This window comes from Kitasatospora sp. NPDC004723, from assembly GCF_040609255.1.
GTDB lineage: Bacteria > Actinomycetota > Actinomycetes > Streptomycetales > Streptomycetaceae > Kitasatospora.
The window spans coordinates 22,995-37,967 of the sequence record NZ_JBEXJT010000065.1; the positions used below are offsets into that span (position 1 = coordinate 22,995).

Annotated in this window: 13 protein-coding genes; all 13 read right to left on the reverse strand. The window is 74.2% G+C overall.

Annotation, left to right across the window (positions count from 1 at the left end; translation table 11 throughout):
- Positions 1 to 18: 18 nt before the first annotated feature.
- Positions 19 to 1,194, reverse strand: coding sequence for a DNA polymerase III subunit beta (gene dnaN / locus ABZW10_RS35930; RefSeq protein ID WP_355374964.1), 1,176 nt, complete (start codon positions 1,192 to 1,194; stop codon positions 19 to 21).
- Positions 1,195 to 1,248: 54 nt separating this feature from the next.
- On the reverse strand, positions 1,249 to 1,869 hold the full coding sequence (locus ABZW10_RS35935; protein ID WP_355374967.1) for a hypothetical protein: 621 nt from the start codon (positions 1,867 to 1,869) through the stop codon (positions 1,249 to 1,251).
- Positions 1,870 to 1,997: 128 nt separating this feature from the next.
- Positions 1,998 to 2,687 carry a hypothetical protein gene (locus ABZW10_RS35940; RefSeq protein ID WP_355374969.1) on the reverse strand — a complete coding sequence of 230 codons (690 nt, stop codon included), beginning with the start codon at positions 2,685 to 2,687 and terminating at the stop codon, positions 1,998 to 2,000.
- A gap of 138 nt (positions 2,688 to 2,825) precedes the next feature.
- On the reverse strand, positions 2,826 to 3,755 hold the full coding sequence (locus tag ABZW10_RS35945; RefSeq protein WP_355374972.1) for a hypothetical protein: 930 nt from the start codon (positions 3,753 to 3,755) through the stop codon (positions 2,826 to 2,828).
- A gap of 153 nt (positions 3,756 to 3,908) precedes the next feature.
- Positions 3,909 to 4,484, reverse strand: a complete 576-nt coding sequence (locus tag ABZW10_RS35950) for an AAA family ATPase (RefSeq protein ID WP_355374975.1) — start codon at positions 4,482 to 4,484, stop codon at positions 3,909 to 3,911.
- Between the two features lie 139 nt (positions 4,485 to 4,623).
- The gene (locus tag ABZW10_RS35955) at positions 4,624 to 6,912 is read right to left on the reverse strand and encodes a hypothetical protein (protein ID WP_355374977.1); all 2,289 of its coding nucleotides are present in this window, start codon (positions 6,910 to 6,912) and stop codon (positions 4,624 to 4,626) included.
- A 13-nt stretch (positions 6,913 to 6,925) separates the two neighbouring features.
- On the reverse strand, positions 6,926 to 7,327 hold the full coding sequence (locus tag ABZW10_RS35960; protein ID WP_355374980.1) for a hypothetical protein: 402 nt from the start codon (positions 7,325 to 7,327) through the stop codon (positions 6,926 to 6,928).
- A 3-nt stretch (positions 7,328 to 7,330) separates the two neighbouring features.
- Positions 7,331 to 10,330, reverse strand: a complete 3,000-nt coding sequence (locus tag ABZW10_RS35965) for a hypothetical protein (RefSeq protein WP_355374983.1) — start codon at positions 10,328 to 10,330, stop codon at positions 7,331 to 7,333.
- 148 nt (positions 10,331 to 10,478) lie between these two features.
- Complete coding sequence (locus ABZW10_RS35970) at positions 10,479 to 11,111, reverse strand: hypothetical protein (RefSeq protein WP_355374985.1); 633 nt, start codon at positions 11,109 to 11,111, stop codon at positions 10,479 to 10,481.
- Between the two features lie 251 nt (positions 11,112 to 11,362).
- Positions 11,363 to 11,743, reverse strand: a complete 381-nt coding sequence (locus ABZW10_RS35975) for a hypothetical protein (RefSeq protein ID WP_355374987.1) — start codon at positions 11,741 to 11,743, stop codon at positions 11,363 to 11,365.
- 199 nt (positions 11,744 to 11,942) lie between these two features.
- Complete coding sequence (locus tag ABZW10_RS35980) at positions 11,943 to 13,514, reverse strand: hypothetical protein (RefSeq protein WP_355374990.1); 1,572 nt, start codon at positions 13,512 to 13,514, stop codon at positions 11,943 to 11,945.
- Between the two features lie 99 nt (positions 13,515 to 13,613).
- Positions 13,614 to 13,958 carry a hypothetical protein gene (locus tag ABZW10_RS35985; RefSeq protein WP_355374993.1) on the reverse strand — a complete coding sequence of 115 codons (345 nt, stop codon included), beginning with the start codon at positions 13,956 to 13,958 and terminating at the stop codon, positions 13,614 to 13,616.
- A 242-nt stretch (positions 13,959 to 14,200) separates the two neighbouring features.
- The gene (locus ABZW10_RS35990) at positions 14,201 to 14,875 is read right to left on the reverse strand and encodes a hypothetical protein (protein ID WP_355374996.1); all 675 of its coding nucleotides are present in this window, start codon (positions 14,873 to 14,875) and stop codon (positions 14,201 to 14,203) included.
- Between the last annotated feature and the right edge of the window lie 98 nt (positions 14,876 to 14,973).

Genomic DNA, 14,973 nt, shown 5'->3' on the forward strand with positions numbered 1-14,973 from the left:
GCGGGGAACGGTTGTGGTTCAGCCGGAGAGGCGCACGGGCATGACCAGGTGCTGGTAGGTGGTGTCGGGGCCGTCGCCGAGGCGGCCGGCCAGGTACGCGGGCTTGTGCGGGTCGCGCACGTGGAGGTTGGCCTCGCTGGTGCCGAGCGACTTCAGCGCGTCGACCAGGAAAGCCGGGTTGAAGGCGATGACCAGGCCCTCCGCGGCGGTGCCGGTGGTGTGGGCGGGGATGCGGTCGCTGGCCTGTGCGTCGTCACCCGAGCCGGCCTCGACGTGCAGCTGCTCGCCCTCGACGGCCAGGCGCACGGGGGTGTTGCGGGTGGCGACCAGCGCGACGCGCTGGAGCGCGGCGACGGCCTCCGCCACGGGCAGGCGCAGCGTGATGGGCCAGTCGCCGTCGAAGAAGCCGCCCGTCTTCGGGAACTCGTAGCCGTCGAGCAGGCGGGTCATGTAGGTGCGCTCGCCCGGGATGGACAGGCCGAGCAGGCCCTCGGACCAGTGGAGGGTGAGGGTGTGCTCGCCCTCCAGCGCCTTGGCGGCCTCGGCGAGGCTCTTGGCGGGCACCAGCGCCGCCGTCTCGGGCTCGCTGTCCTTCTTCTTGCCGCGCTTCGTGGTGGGGGCGGGCAGGACGCCGGTCGGTCGGATGGTCAGCTCCTTGTGGGTCATGCGGTAGCGGTCGGTGGCGTCCAGGTGGAGCAGGTCGCCGTCCAGGCGCACCTTGATGCCGGTCAGCGCGGGCAGGGAGGTGTCGGTGGAGGCGGCGACGGCGACCTGGGCGACGGCGTCGGCGAGGACGTCGGCCTGCACGGTGGCGATGGCGTCCGGCAGGGGGAGCACGGCGGGGTACTCGTCGACGGGGAGCACCGGGAGGGTGAAGCGGGCCGCGCCGCAGCCGACGGCCAGGCGGGCACCCTTGTCGACGAGCTCCAGGTCGACGTCGGCGGTCTTGGGCAGGCGGGAGCAGATGTCGTTCAGGAGCCGGCCGGGGACCAGCGCGGTGCCGTCGTCGGCGATCTCGGCGGAGACGGTGGCGGAGGTGTAGACCTCGCCGTCGCAGGCGGACAGGCGCAGGCCTGCGTCGCCGGTGGCCAGGAGCATGCCGAGCAGGACAGGGACCTGCGGGCGGGCCGGCAGGGCCTTGGCGGTGTAGGAGACGGCGTCGGCGAGGGCGGAGACGGGCAGGCGCAGCTTCACGGTGGTGCCTTCCGGAGGGGTAGTGGTGGTGTGTTGGCGGGCGTGCGGAGCCGGTCAGCTCTCGCCGTCGGGGCCGAAGGGGTCGCAGGTGGAGTAGCCGGTGTCCAGCAGCAGGCAGTCGCCGTAGTCGTCGGCGTGCTCCAGGACGAGCTCGGCGGTGCCGGCCCAGCCGGGGACGACGGCCGTCACGGGGGCGTGGTCGGGCAGGCCGGCCAGGACGGCCGCGAGGTCGCCGACCGTCAGCACTCCGGCCAGGCCCGCACGCCGGGCGGCGGGCTGCGGGCACGGCGCCTCGCCGTCGGCGGCGGCCGGGGCGGGCAGGTGGAGGTCGAGGACCAGGGCGTTCGGGTCGGGGTCGGATGCGGTGGTGTGCAGGACCAGGGCGCCGTCCCAGACGGCGGAGCGCAGCGGCCAGGCGGCGCGGCGGTTCCACTGCGGGACGCCGCAGACGACCAGCAGGTGGTCGGGCAGCGGCCGGATGCGGGCGGCGAGGTCGCCGACGGTGATGCGGGCGGCGCTGTAGGGGGTGCCCTCGATCCGCCACGGCTCCTGCCGGTCGACCGGGGGGCGGCGGCGGGCGGCGGCCTTGAGGGTCTCGGTGATGGCGGTGACCGCGGCGGCGCCCATCTCCTCCGGGCTGGCCGGGTCGGCGGTGACGGTGACGGTGGTGTTCACGGATGTCCTCCACGCGGGTCGTGGTGTCGGCCGGTCGGCCGGCGACGCCCCCGGACGCGCCGCGCCCGCCCGACCGCAGTGCGGCGGGGCGGGCGGCGTGCGGGCCGGGGGCGAGACCGAGCGGCCGGTCAGGACCGGGCGGGGGCCACCGCGTCCTCGAGGGCGAACGGCTGAACGGTGGGGGCCTGGGCGGCGGGCACCCACTCGCCGTCGGCGAGAGAGCGATAGCCGAAGCTGCTCAGGACGGAGTGGTCGCCGTGGAACGCTTCCAGCAGCGGCACGCCACCGCTCCAGTGGTCGTAGTGCCGCCAGGTGAAGCCCTGCGGGGTGTAGTACTCACCCTCGGGCAGGTAGGCGATGGTCAGGTCGTAGACCTGGCCGGTCGTGGGGTGGGTCCAGGAGGTGCGGCCGATCTCGGTCTCGGGGACCGGCCGGCCCTCGCTGTCGAGGCGCCGGTCCATCCACAAGACGGTGACCAGCAGGCCCTGGTGGTCCCAGGTGTTCGGGTACGGCTGGCTGGGGCGGTAGAAGTCGATGTGCACGTCGCGGCCGGTGATGGGCCGGCGGCCGCGCAGCTCGGTGGTGACGAGGTGCGCGCGGCCGGCCTCGACCGGGGTGGTGTACCGGTCGTCGTGCTGGCCGCTGCCGCTGCCGTTGGCCAGCCAGCCGCGCAGCGAGGCGTAGACGCGGCCGTCGCTGTCGGGGGCGGCCTCGGCGGCCTCCCAGTCGGCGAGCACGACCTCGACGCCGTCGGAGAAGTACAGGGTGCCGTGCTCGGGTCCGGCGATGTGGTGGTTGGCGGTGTTCCAGGACTTCATCGCTGTGGTCCTTCCAAGCGGGATCGGTGTCGGCCGGTCGGCCGGTCCCGTCCCCGGGAAGCGCCGCGCCCGCCCCGGCCGGGTGTTCGGCGGGGCGGGCGGCGTGCGGGCCAGGGGCGAGGCTGACGGCCCGGACGGTCAGAGGGCGTGGTGCAGGGCGGGGGTCGTGGGTGCGTCGGGGCAGGTGGTGGTGCCGTCCGGGGTGCGCCAGGTCCGCTCGGGGTCGTCCTCGGTGGCGGCCCAGGCGAGTGGCTGGTCGCAGTGGCGGCAGCGGAAGCCTCCGGCGGCCGGGCTGGGGGCCTTGAGGGCGGCCAGGTTCTTCAGCGGGCTCAGCCGCGGCGGCACCGGCCGGGCAGCCGGTTGCGAGGCCGGGGCCGGGGTGGTGTCCGGCCGGATGTGGGCGGCGGCGAGCTGGGTGAGCGCCTCTTCGACGGCGGGGCTCAGAAGCATGCGGGTGCGGCGCTCGGTCTTCCACCACCGGCCCGCGTACGCGGCCGGGGCGAGCAGCAGCCAGACGCCGGCGGTGACGGCGACGGCCGCGGTGCGCTCGCTTCCGGGGCCGGTCTGCCAGGTCGCCGCGCAGGCGGCCACGCCGAGGAGGGCCCAGCCGGCGCGGGCGGCGGTGGAGCCGCGCCGGGCCGCGACGAACAGCACCAGCGCGAGGACCAGGGCGGCGCCGCCCATCTGGCCCGGGGTGGCGGGCAGGCCGGCCGCGTTCTGGCGCAGCCAGGCGGCGACGCCGCCGAGCGGGACCTGGAGGACGTCGCGGATGCCGTCGACGGCGTCGCTGTGCCACAGGTAGGTGGCGGCGTGGGCGCAGCCGCGGCCGAGGCTGGCGGCCATCGCGGCGGTCAGGCGGACCGCGGTGGTGACGAGGGTGATGGTCAGGGACGCGGCGAGGATGGCGGCCAGGGCGGTGGCGGTGATCTGTCCGGCGCGCTGGGCGGGGTTGGTGCGGGTGCGCCAGGTGGTGGCGGCCTTTTCGCGCAGGGGTGTGGTGGCCTCCCAGGCGCTGGTGGTGGTGGCGAGGACGCGCAGGGCGGCGTCGGTGAGGCGGGTGGCGAGCACGGTGGGCGGGTCTCCGATCGGGGTCGGCGGCAGGTCGGCAGGTTGGTGCGGGCGCCGCGGCGCCTTCTGGGGTCGGCGGCCCCCGCCCCGGGCCGGGCCGTGGTGGCCGGGATCCGGGGCGGGGCCGTCGGCCCTCGGAGGTGCCGGGAGCGGTCAGTCGCCGAAGTGCGCGGTGAGGGTGCGGGTGGCGTGGGGCAGGACGGTGGCGGTGCCGTCGGCGATGCGCTCGCGCAGCAGGTCGGCGGTGCACCGGTCGGGGGTGCCGTGGACGGTGATGTCACCGGCGAGGAGCTGGTCGCGCAGGCCGAGCGGCCACACGTCCAGGCGCAGGTGGTTGGCGGCGACGGCGGTCTCGATGGCGAGGGCGCGGCCGGTGACGACCAGGTCCTGGAGCTGCTCGCCCACCCGGGGCCGGCGCAGGAGGTGGTCGGCCTCGTCGATGAGGAGCAGGACCCGCGGCTGGTCCCCGATCGGGGTGTGGGTGGTGCTGCCCGTGGCGACGCAGGCGGCGGCGCGCTCGCGGGCGAGGTCGAGGAGCTGGTCGAGCAGGCGCTCGGCGCCGTCGAAGTCGGCGCACCGGTCGGCGGTGGTGGTCAGGGTGGCGTGGTGGGCGGGCTCGATGGCCCAGGTGGTCGCGGTGGGGTCGGCGGCGGCCCGGGCGGCGAGCCGCTGGAGGGTGTGGGTCTTGCCGGAGCCGGTGGTGCCGACGAGCAGGTGGGTGTGGGCCATGGCGGGGTGCCTCCTTGTGGGCATGGGTGAAAGGCCCTCGGCCGGGGTGGCCGGGGCCTGGATGCGGTGGTGCGGGTGTGGATCCGCCCGCCCGGTCGTGGTGGCCGGGAGGGCGGGGAACGGGGCGGGCGGTGCCGGGCTACGCCTCGGCGGGCTCGCTGGCGTCGGCGGTCAGGGGCAGGCCGTACTCACCGGATGCCTGCGGGTTGCGGACGACCGCGCCGCTTTTGGTGAGCTCGGTGAGCTTGTTCTCGGCGGTCTTCTTGGCGACCTGGGTCATCTCGATGATCTGGTCGATGTGCAGGTAGGTGACGTCCAGGCCGATCGGGTCGCGCCACTCGTCCAGGACGGTGAGGATCTTCTCCTTCGCGGTCGGTTCCTTGACGAGCGCGGGCGCGGGTCCGGGCGTCCACGGCGCGCCGCCACCACCGGCGCCGTCCTCGGCGGCGGGACCGACGGGAACGGTGGCGATCTGGTCGCGGTCGTCCCAGCCGGGGAAGTCCGCGGGGTAGACGATGGCGTCCTCGTCCCAGAGGCCGGCGGCGGACTCCAGGATCCAGGCGCGCATCATCTCGGCCCGCTCGTCCGGGCCGACGACGTACCCGACACCGAACGTGCGGGACGGGTCGTCCTCCGGGACGGTCGGGTCGTAGACGAGGCTGTCGGTGCCGGTGCGCCAGTAGGCCGGGATCCGGGACGGGTCGATCCCGTCGAACGAGTCGGGCAGGTCGACGCGGTTCTTCTGCGCCCCGTCGGAGCGCAGAAGAACGAGGGCGCCGCCGTAGAAGATGTTGTCGCGGATCGACGTGTCGGAGCCCATCTGGTCGAGGTTGAGGATCTGGCCGCACAGCACCATGGCCATGCCGAGCGAGCGGCCCTGCGCGGCGATGGCGGAGACGATGAACGCCGCCTCCTTCAAGTGCTCCGCCTTCTCGCCGAGGAGCTGGGCGAACTCGTCGAGGACGACCGCGGTGTACGGCATCTCCTCGGTCGCGGTGAAGTTCTTCATCCGCATGGCCTGGGACTGGTCAACGCGGTGGAGCAGGATCGCGTAGGCCAGGCGCAGGGCGCCCATCGCGCCGTCCTTGCCGGTGCCCGCGAACGCGGCCATGTCCTCCACGTCCGGGTTGGAGGAGCCCTTGGGGTCGGCGTAGATGATCGTGATCCCGTTGACGTGGTAGCTCAGGCACAGCAGCTGCAGGACACCGCCCTTGCCGGAGCCGGTGACGCCGGCGACCAGGGCGTGGCGGGCGCCGCCCTTCGGGTCGAACAGCTGCAGGCGCGAGGGCCTGCCGCTGATGCCGAGGCCGAGCTGCACGAACCCGTTCGGGTTCGAGCGCAGCGCCTCGGGGCCCGGCAGCGCCTTGCCCCTCTCCAGTGGGGACTGGTCCATCAGCCGCAGGATCGCCCGGCGCGGGTCCTGGGTCGCCTCCACCGACACCAGCAGGGTGGTGCGGCGCAGGGCACCGGCGATGCGGACCATGTCCGGCAGGGTGATCGCGTCGGTGTCCTCGTCCGCGACGATCCACGCCGCGACCCCGCCGGTGGCCGGGTCCTGCACCGGCCCCTCGAGGTGCGTGCCGGGCATGCACCCGGACTTGTTGCCGACCCGCTGGAGCCACAGCGTCTCCAGCGGCCCGTACTGCGCCTGCTCGCTGACGGGCTGGACGGTGTGGACCAGGATGTGGCGGGCGGACTCGTGCGGGCCATCGGTGATGCGAATCCAGGCGGGCGGCAGGCGGTACACCCCGGAGACGGTCTCTGCGGTGACGGTGACCGGCCGGCCGGGCGCGGCCTCGATGATCCCCTCCCACGCCTCGGGGCCGTGGGCGGTCAGGTGGAGTTCCTGGCCGGGGTGGGTTCCCTCCTTGCCGGAGATGTGCGCCAGCCAGCGTTCCAGCACCGCGCGCTGCGCCGGGGTCAGCATGTCCTGCGGTGCGGGCTGGGCCGTCGGCACCTGAACGGTGGCGGCGCCGCGCCGGCGGCGGTTGCCGAGCACCTTGCGCAGCACGAACGCGACGTAGCCGGACGCGCCCCACCAGGCGACGGACACCATGCCGGGGAGCGAGGGCAGGGTCATCCACCCGGCGAGCAGGGCGTCCGCACCGGGCAGGCCCTGGAGGGTGACGGTGGCCGCCGCGGTGGCGGTGGCCACCGCCGAGACGAACATCGGCCGACGGTGCGCGGCCAGGATGTCCCCGCCCGGCAGCGCGGCCAACGTCCGCTCGGACAGCAGGCCGGCGAAGTTCGCGCCCGCGATCGCGGCCGGGGCCGCCAGCAGGCACGAGACGGTACTGGCCGCCTGGCCCTGAAGGAATGGCAGGACCGCGGCGGTCAGGGCCGGGGCGGCCGTCTCCACGACGGCCACCGCCCGCTCGACCGTCGGGCTGCGCACCGCCTGGTCGGCGGGGGTGGTGTGGGTGCTCATCGCGGTGTGCTCCTTACTCCTGGGTGTACCAGGTGCGGTTGGCCATCGGGACCGGGGCGTTGTCGACGGCCTGCTGGATGCCCTCGTGGGACCTGATCGCTGCGCGCTCGGTGTAGCGGGCGACCTGGGATGCGTCGTTGGCGCTGGTGGCGTAGCCGTTGGCGCTCTGGCTCAGGCCCTGCATGGTCTTGGAGAGTTCGCGGGTCTCGGCGACGGTGGCGGTGTCGACGTTCAGCGACGCGATGTTGTCGGCGGTGCGGCCGACGTTCTTGGCTCCCTCGGCCAGGCGCGAGGCGAGGCTCTTGTGGTGCTCGGCGCCGCGCAGGACCTCCTTGGCGAGGTTGGCGACCTCGCGCTTCAGCTCGCGGTAGGCGAGGGTCGTCTTGTCGCTGTTCTTCTTGTTCGGGGCGGGCATGGGTCAGCCTCCCTGCTGGTCCTTGTAGAACTCCGCCTCGGCGGAGCTGGTGAGCGGGCTGTCGGCGACGGCCTTGTAGATGCCGCCGTGCCGGGTGCCGGCGTTGACGACCAGAACGGTGGCGGCCTCGGCGCCCTTGGCCGCGTTGCGCTCGGTCTGCTCGGCCGCGGCGCACAGCTGCCGGCAGGCCTCTTCCAGGTGCCACAGCATCGAGATCAGCTCATCGCCGCCCTTGACGGTCTTGGCCCGCTCATAGAGTTTCTGCGCGGCGAGGGCGTGCTGGGTGGCCGCGGTCACCGCCGCCTTGCTCTCCTCGGCGATCTTGGCCAGGTCGGCGCCCCGCTTGCGCATCGTGTTCTCGAACCCCTTGAGGGTGCGGATCTCGGTGCGGCCCAGCTCGCGCTCCTCGCCGTCGGCGGTGAAGCGGACCGTGCTGGGGGTCACCTTGACGTCCGTAACGGGCGTGGCCCGGTTCATGGTGCTCTGCTCGGGCATCGGGTCGTGCGACCTCCTCGGGGTGGCCGGACCGTCCGGCGCGGTGTGCGGGGTGGTGGGGCGGATGGCACCGGTCACGGCGTCGGCTGCGGCCAGGTCCGGCGGCGGGGCGGCCTGGGCCAGGGTCGTGGTGCCGGCCACCGGCCCGTGGCCGGCGGCCTTGCCGTCGGCCCGGCCGGGATGGCGGTCCGCGGTGGTGGGCTTGGCCAGGGTCACGCCCGGCCCGTCAGCGGGCTTGGACACGGCCTCGGCCTTGGCCTTGGACAGGTCCGGTGCCGCGGCGGGTTTGGTCAGGTCCACGCCCGGCCCGCCGCCGGGCTTCGGCGTCGCCTCGGCCTTCGGCTGGGCCGGGACGGCGGGCACGGTGGTCGGCTTGGGCGGCACCACCTTGCCCACCTCACCCGGCTTCGCCGGTTTGGCCAGGTCCACGCCCGGCCCGCCACCGGGCTTCTGCATCGCCCCGGCTTTCGACTGGGCCGCTGCCGTGGCCGGCGTGGACGGATCGACGCCCGGCTTCGGCGTCTTGCTCAGGTCGACGCCCGGTCCGCCGCCGGGCTTCGGCGTCGCCTCGGCCTTCGGCTGGGCCGGGACGGCGGGCGCGGTGGTCGGCTTGGGCGGCACCACCGGCACCGCCTTGCCCCCCTCGCCCGGCGCCGTGGGCGGCTTCGCAGCCCCGCCGTTCTTCGCCAGGTCCGCCGCCGGCTCGGCGGCGGGCTTCGGCGTCGCCTCAGCCTGGCCCGGGACGGCGGGCGGCACCGTGGGCTTGGGCGGGGTGGTGGGCATGGGCGGCACCACCGGCGCCGCCTTGCCCTCGCCCGGCTTCGTCGGCTTGGACGGGTTGACGCCCGGTCCGCCGCCGGGCTTCGGCGTCGCCTCGGCCTTCGGCTGGGCCGGGACGGCGGGCGCGGTGGTCGGCTTGGGCGGCACCACCGGCACCGCCTTGCCCCCCTCGCCCGGCGCCGTGGGCGGCTTCGCAGCCCCGCCGTTCTTCGCCAGGTCCGCCGTCGACCCGGCGGCGGGGGCCATCTCCGGCTTCGGCGGCTCCTGCGGCCGCTGGGCGTTGCGGATCTTGGCGTCGTCCATCTTCTTGCGGTCGGCCTCGTCGGCGGCCTGCCGGTCGGACCAGCCGTCCTTCACGCCGTCCCGGTAGGCCTGGGCCTGGCCGACCGCGCCGGCCACACGGTGGCCGTCCCGGTAGCCGGCCTCGCGGGCGGACTGCGTACGAGGGCGCTCGGCGCGCTCCTGCCCGTCGACCGCCTTGGCGGCGGGGACGTTCGATCCCGCCTCGGCCCGCTCCCTCTTCGCCAGGTCGGCCTTGCCCAGGCCGCCCTTCGTCTCCCGAGGCTTCTGCTTCTCGGCCTGGGCCCCGCCCTGACCCGGCCCGTCCGGTTTGGAGGCGGGCACACCCGCGCCGGCCTGACCGTCCGTGTCATCCGGCTTCGAGCCCTTGGCGCGCTTGTCCCCCGGCCCACTCGAGGTGCTGCTCTTCGCCGGGCCGGGCCCCGAGTCCGACTTCGGCTCGCGTGTCCCTTCCCGGCGCCCCTCGCCGCTCTTGGAACCGCTGGAGCCGGAACCCGAGGCCCCCGCGTTCTCGGAGCCTCCCGAACCGCCGGAGGCCTTCGACGCCTTGGAGTCAGAGCCCTTGGCCGCCTTGGTGTCCGCGCTGGTGCGGTCGTCCTTGGCCGTCCTGGACGAGTTGTCCGCCTTCGACGCCTTGGTGTCCGCGCTGGTGCGGTCGTCCTTGGCCGTCTTCGACGAGTTGTCCGCCTTCGACGCCTTGGTGTCGGACGTGGTGGCGGAGGACTTGGCGTCCTGGGCATCCGACGTCCTGGCGTCGCGGGTGTCGGCGCGCTTGGCGTCCGACGATGTCTTCGCGTCCGTGCTGGCGGCCTTCTTCGAGTCGTTGCTGGTCTTGCCGTGCTGCGCCGACGTCTTGTTGTTCAGGTCGGCGACCTTGGCGTCCCGGCTGCTCTTGGCGTCCTGGTTGGACCGGTGCTGCGCGCTGTTCTCGCTCTTCGCGGTCCGGTCGGACTTCGCCGTGCGGTCGGACTTGTTGGTGTTCGTGGTGGTGGTGGAGGTGCCGGAGACCCGGGTCTCCTTGACCTCGTGGTTGCGCTTGACGGTGGTGGCGGTGCCGGTGCGGCCCCAACGGGAGGCGAGCGCGCGCACCAGGGCGGACAGCGGGCCCTGAACGTTCGCGGCGTCGTCCTTGCCGTCCTTGTTCTTGGCGTCGCCGCCCGCCGCGGCACCCTCGGGGACGGCCTGGGCGGCCTGGCCGAGGGTCGCGGTGGAGCCGATCGGGACCGGACGGGCCGGGGCGATCGGGGTGAGCATCTGGGCGAGGGAGCCGGGCGCGACCGGGTCCGGGGCAGTGGTGCCGGACCCGGCCGCAGGGGCCGGCCCGTGGCCCGCCTGCGGGGCCTCGGCGGAGGGCTGCTCGGGCGGCTGGGAGGAGAGGTGGACGGTGGGTGGTGCGGTCGGAGCGGGCGGTGCGGGAGGCGTCGCCATCACCAAGAATCCTCACTGTAGGTGACCTCCCTCCCCCCTCCCTCCCCGGCCCGGAAAGAACTCCCCCTGGCCTTTGACCGGCCAGGGGGAGTTCCGGGGGGACGTTCTCGAGACGGGAGGGAGGGGGGAGGGAGGTCACGAATTGTCACTAACGGAAGAAGCGCTTCTTCGCCCAGCCGTAGCCGGTGACGGCCACGACGGCGCCCAGGACGACCAGGCCGGCCATCGGGACGGGGCCGTCCTGCTCGCCCCCGGAGGAGGAGGTGGAGGCGGTGTTGACCATGCCCGGCGAGACTTCCGCCGGGAACGCCCGGCCGCAGTCGGAGACGGCGTTGTAGCCGCCGCCGGCCTTCGCGACGCAGGCCTGGACGGCCTCCCGGCGGGCCTTCTGCGCGGGGCTTTCCTGCCCCGCCGTCTCGGCCTGCCGCTTCGTGTTCTCGGCCTGCTGCTTGCTCAGCTCCAGCTCGACGCGGGAGGCGTCCAGGGCGATCTCCGCTTTGCGGACATCCGCGTCGGCCTGGGCGGCCGAGTAGTTGGACCAGGCGACCATCCCGGCCGCGGCCAGCACCACGACGCAGACACCGACGCCGGCCTTCGCGCGGGGCGACAGCTTGGCGTTCGGGGCGTAGGCGCCGTGCAGCGGCGGCGTCTGCTTCCAGGACGGGATGCTGCTGATGTCGTATGCGGGGTCGTTGTAGACCGACTCGTCGGCCATGACGTGCTCCTTCTCAAGGGATATGAACTGGTGGTGCTCGGCGCCGGGGCCGGACGCCTTGTCCAACCGCCGGAAACCCCAGGTCAAGGGGCGCCGGCGGCCGGCCGAGAGGCCCGGAACGGTCGGTGCAGGACGATCGGTCAGCGGCGGCGCAGCCAGGGGCTTCGGCGCCTTCGGCGCCCACCAGGACGTGTGCGTCGCTCTGGTGCCACCGGAAAGGCCGTGCGTGTGGTGCGGTTGGTCGGCCCGGTGCGGGCAGCACAAGGGCCCCCTGCTCCGGGTGGAGCAGGGGGCCCGGACCGGGGCCTGTGGGGCTGTCAGGCCACGGTCTCGAGCGCGCCCTCGGCCTGGCCGGTCTCACGGTCCTTCCGCCGCTCCCACCAGGCCTTCGCGTCCCACTCGGTGGCGTAGACCAGGAGCATGTAGGACATCGAGGTACCGACGGCGAGGATCACCTGGGCCCATCCCCAGGCGGTCGCGTGCAGGCCGACGCCGAAGGCGACCCCTCCGCCAATGGCGCTGACCAGCGTGGCGACGAAGCAGGCAACCTGCAGGCCCTCTTCGGAGTCGTAGATCCCGGTGCTGCGGACGCCATGGTGGATGGTGTAGCGGAGGTGGAGGGCCAGCGTGGTCAGCTGGACGGCCCACACGGCCAGGAGGACCGCGGCAACGCCGGACAGGGCGACGAAATCGTGCATCAGGGTTCCTTTGCGTACGTGATGGTGCGGTCAGTTTCGGCGGCGGCGTGCAGGCCGGGCCGGGAATCGCGGGTATTTCGACCGGTACGAGTGACTGCCGCAGAAGCCGTTCCCGGATTCAGGACGGTCCGTCCCCGAGAGCGGCGGCCACCAGGGCGATGTGTGCGCCCTGGTGGCCACTGGAGAGGCCGGCGTTTCGTCAGGCCGCCTCGTCGCCGGCCTGGTCGTCGTGCTTGGTCTCCTCGGAGACCGGCATCTCGTCCTCCAGCGCGGAGGAGATGACCTCGAGCGCGAAGTCCTCGTTCGCGAGGCGCTTCTTCGCGGAGCGGAGGCGGTCTCCGACCCACGTCTCGCCCTTGCTGTAGCGCTCGCCGATCGCCTTCGGGTCGATTTCCGAGCCCTCGAGCATCAGCCGCGCGACCTCGCGCTCGGCCTGCTCGCGAAGCTGTGAGCGCAGTTCGCGAGGGACCGTGCCGCCGTTCTGCGAGGAGATTTCCGAGGGGAACCGCGAGACGGCCGACCGCGATGTGCGAGCGGTCTGGGAGGCCAGTCGCTGCTGCCTCGCGGCCGCGCGCTCCTCGGCCTTGCGGCGCTTCTCAGTCGCCTCGGCGGCCTCCCGCGCCCGGCGCTCCTCCTCGGCCGCCTGCTGCTGCCTGACCTGCTCCTCTGCCAGCAGGACCTGCGCCTGAGCCTCGCCCTCGGCCTTGATCCGCAGCGCCTCGATCTCGGCTTCCGAGCGCCGCCGGGCCTCCTCGTTCTCCCGCTCGAAACGCAGCCGATCCGCCTCGATTTCCTGCTCGCGCCGTACCCGGGCGTCCTCGTTTTCCCGCTCGGCGCGCAGCCGCTCGGCCTCGCGAAGCGCCCTCGCGTTCTCCAGCGCCGTCGCCTCGCGAAGCCGCTCGATCTCCGCCTCGCGCTCGCGCTGCTCCTTCTCGGCTTCCCGCTGCGCCCTCGCGTTCTCCAGCGCGGACTGCTCGCGAAGCCGCTCGGCTTCCGACGCCGCGGCGATGCGGGCGAGCTCTGCGGCCTCGCGAGCCCGCTCGCTTTCCAGACGCTGCCGGTGCTCGCGATCCTCGCGAAGGCGCTGTTCCTCGCGCTCGGCCCGCTGCGCGTCGAGCGCGGCCTGCTCGGTCTCCTTCTTGGCCGCCTGCTCCTGGTCCTCGAAGGCCTGGATGAGCGCGCGCAACGCCTCCAGGCGCTTGGCCAGGTAGGCACGGTAGCCGGAGGAGGCCTCCGCCAGGATGATCAGGAGGAACGGGGCCACGCTGTGGAGGAGCAGGCCGCCGGCGTCCGGGTGCTTGGGGACAAGCGTGAAGTGCCCGTCGGGGTACAGGCTCGTCCAGGAGTTCATCAGCCAGGTGCTGGCGCCGGCGAACCAGCGCAGCACGAACGGCCAGCCCTTGGCGCGGTCGCCGCCCTGTTCGGTGAGCACCCCGTCGACGTACAGCACGGTGATCAGCGCCAGGGAGGCCAGCGGGTCGAGCATCCAGGCGATCCAGCCGGGGATGTCGTGGCTCATCGCGAACTTGGTCACGTTGACGCAGGTGAAGACCAGCGCGCCGACGCCGATGGCGACCAGCGCGCGGGTGATCATCTCACCGAGGCGTTCCAGCTTCGCGAGCGACTTCTGGGCCGCCAGGTACTCCTGGCGGGTCACCACGTGGACCGTGGCGGGGGCGCTCCGCGGGCGGGTGGTGGCGGTGGTGTGTGGGGGTGTGGGGCGGGCCTGGCCGGGCAGGGCCGCGGTCGGCGGCAGGTCGGTGATCGTCAACAGAGCCTCCGGAGGCTGGGGGAGGCGGCCGCACGAAGAGGGCTCCGGGGCGGCCGCCGCTGGGGCGAGGAAGAGGGCGGCCGGCCCTGGGCGGGTCGGTCAGGCGCGGTAGTTGACGTACTCGCCGCCGAGGAGTTCCAGCAGGGCGGCCAGGCCGGCCACCGGCTCCATGGCCGGGCCGCCGCTGCGGCTGTCGAGCAGGCAGATCCGCTCGGCCTCGGGGAACCCGAGGGAGTGGCGGGTGCGGGCCTTGGCGTGGCCGGGGTGGTGGTGCAGCCACCGGCCGGCGCCGAGGTAGTGGACGGCGCTGCCGTCGGGGTAGCCGGTCCACCGCTCCGCCTTGGCCAGGCCGAGCGTGTTGGTCGGGTCGAGGTGCTTCTCGGCGTGGTCGGCCGCGTTCATCTCGGCCTCCTCGCGCACGCCGGTGTCGACGTGCCGCAGCACGGCGGCCAGGTCGCCGTCGACCGGCGGCTCGGGCGGCGAGGATCAGGTTGGCCGCGGCCAGCTCGTACTCGACGGCGTCCAGGCGGCGGCGGATGGTGGTCCAGGTGCGGGCGCGGATCAGACGGAACACGAGGCTCTCCTTGGTGGTCGGGGCGGTGTGTCGGGCACCGACACCGCCGCGCCCCGCCCCCGGCGTATCCGGGGGCGGGGCGCGACGGCGGTCGGCGGTGTCCGGCAGTGGGTCAGGTTTGGGGGTGGTCGCCGGTGAGCTCCGCGACCCGGCGCAGGTGGTCGCGCTGGCGCTCGATCGCGGCGAAGACGTCCTTGTACAGTGGGGCGGGGCCCCAGGTGCTGTAGTCGCTGTCGGAGCCGACGACCCACGCGGGGTCGTGGCCGGCCTTCTCGGCGGCCTCGTTCCTGGGCAGGCTGCTGTACACGTAGGCGGCGTGGACGTCCGCGATCCCGCGGGCCTTGTGGTCCCATGCCGTCGCCGCCGCGAGGACCGCGTCCTGCGCGGTGATCAGCCGGTAGACGGTGGAGCGCCACTGGGTGTCGGGGGTGGAGGACAGCGCGGCGGCCAGGTCGTCCATCTCCTGGCGGGCCCGGGTGTAGGCGGTCCACCGGTTCGCGCAGCCGGTGGCGGCGATCTGCAGGTCCAGGACGTACCGGGCGTCGCGCCACAGGCCGCAGGCCTCGTCGTACTCGGCGCCAAGCAGCTGGCGGGCGGCCGGGGAGAGGGCCCGGTCGTGCCAGTGGTCGGCGGGCAGGGCGGGCTCGGCCTCGTCGCCGGTGAACGCGGTGAAGGTGAGGACGAGGTTGCCGAGTTCCGTCGGCACCGTGCCGGTGAAGTGCGGGTGGTGGCGGCCCTCCAGCTCGTCGGCGACCTGCTGGTAGTCGGCGGGGCTGATCACGAACATACGGCCCTCCATGCGGGGTGCGGGGCGGGTGGGGTGGGGTGTACGAAGGCCGGGGGGGGGCCGCGCGCCCCGCCCCGCGGGGGCGGGGGGCGCCGGCC